The sequence below is a fragment of the Streptomyces sp. NPDC091682 genome (assembly GCF_044756625.1).
Taxonomy (GTDB): Bacteria; Actinomycetota; Actinomycetes; order Streptomycetales; family Streptomycetaceae; genus Streptomyces.
Window position 1 is genome coordinate 54,803 of the sequence record NZ_JBIVTH010000003.1, and the last position, 1,609, is coordinate 56,411.

Genomic DNA, 1,609 nt, shown 5'->3' on the forward strand with positions numbered 1-1,609 from the left:
CAGGCTCACTGGACGTGACCGTCAACCAGGCGGCCAGCACGGTATCGGTCACCGTGGAACCCAACCCGTCGGTGTGCGGCGAAAACGTGACGGTCTGCGCCACCGTCACCGCAGTCGCACCCGGCAGCGGCACACCCACCGGAACCGTCACCTTCACCGGCCCCGGCGGACTCAACGTGACACTGGCGCTCGACGCCGGCGGCACGGCCTGCCTGACCACCAGCAGCCTCACCAACGGCACGTACTCGGCCACCTACAACGGCGACACCTGTTTCGCCGGCTCGGACGGCCTCTTCGACGTGACGGTCAACCCGGCGTCGAGCACGACCGCCGTATCGGTCGACCCCAACCCGTCCGTGTGCGGCGAGACCGTGACGGTCTGCGCCACCGTCACCGCAGTCGCACCCGGCAGCGGCACACCCACCGGAACCGTCACCTTCACCGGAGCCGGGCTCAACCAGACCGTGACCCTGGACGCGAGCGGCACCGCATGCGTCACCACCAACAGCCTCACCAACGGCACGGTCACGGCCCTCTACAACGGCGACGGATGCTTCTCCGCATCGACCGACAGCACAGTGGTGACGGTCAACCAGGCAGCCAGCGCGGTATCGGTGACGGTAGAGCCCGACCCGTCGGTGTGCGGCGAAACCGTGACGGTCTGCGCCACGGTCACCGCAGTGGCACCCAGTAGCGGCACCCCCACCGGAACCGTCACCTTCACCGGGGCCGGGCTGAACACGACCGTACCTCTGGACGCCGGCGGAACGGCCTGCCTGACCACGACCGTCCTGGAAACCGGCACCGTCACGGCCGTCTACAACGGCGACGGATGCTTCTCCGCATCGACCGGCACCACGCCGGTGACCGTCAACCAGGCAGCCAGCACGGTATCGGTCACCGTGGAACCCAACCCGTCGGTGTGCGGCGAGACCGTGACGGTGTGCGCCACCGTCACCGCAGTCGCACCCGGCAGCGGCACCCCCACCGGAACCGTCACCTTCACCGGCCCCGGCGGACTCAACGAGACACTGGCGCTCGACGCCGGCGGCACGGCCTGCGTCACCACCAACAGCCTCACCAGCGGCACGGTCACCGCCGTCTACAACGGCGACGGATGCTTCTCCGCATCGACCGGCACCACGCCGGTGACCGTCAACCAGGCAGCCAGCGCGGTATCGGTCACCGTGGAGCCCAACCCGTCGGTGTGCGGCCAGTCCGTGACGGTGTGCGCCACCGTCACCGCAGTCGCACCTGGCAGCGGCACACCCACCGGAACCGTCACCTTCACCGGAGCCGGCGGACTCAACGTGACACTGGCGCTCGACGCCGGCGGCACGGCCTGCCTGACCACCAGCAGCCTCACCAGCGGCACGGTCACGGCCACCTACAACGGCGACTCCTGTTTCGCCGGCTCGGACGGCCTCTTCGACGTGACGGTCAACCCGGCGTCGAGCACGGTGTCGGTGACCGTGGAGCCCAACCCGTCGGTGTGCGGCCAGTCCGTGACGGTGTGCGCCACCGTCACCGCAGTCGCACCCGGCAGCGGCACCCCCACCGGAACCGTCACCTTCACCGGAGCCGGGCTCAACCAGACCGTGACCCTGGA

Annotated in this window: 1 protein-coding gene; it reads left to right on the forward strand. The window is 69.7% G+C overall.

What is annotated here, in order from left to right; all coding sequences use genetic code 11:
* Positions 1-14: 14 nt before the first annotated feature.
* The coding region (locus tag ACIQK6_RS08295; RefSeq protein WP_402694544.1) for an Ig-like domain repeat protein at positions 15-1,609 on the forward strand (1,595 nt) is incomplete at its 3' end.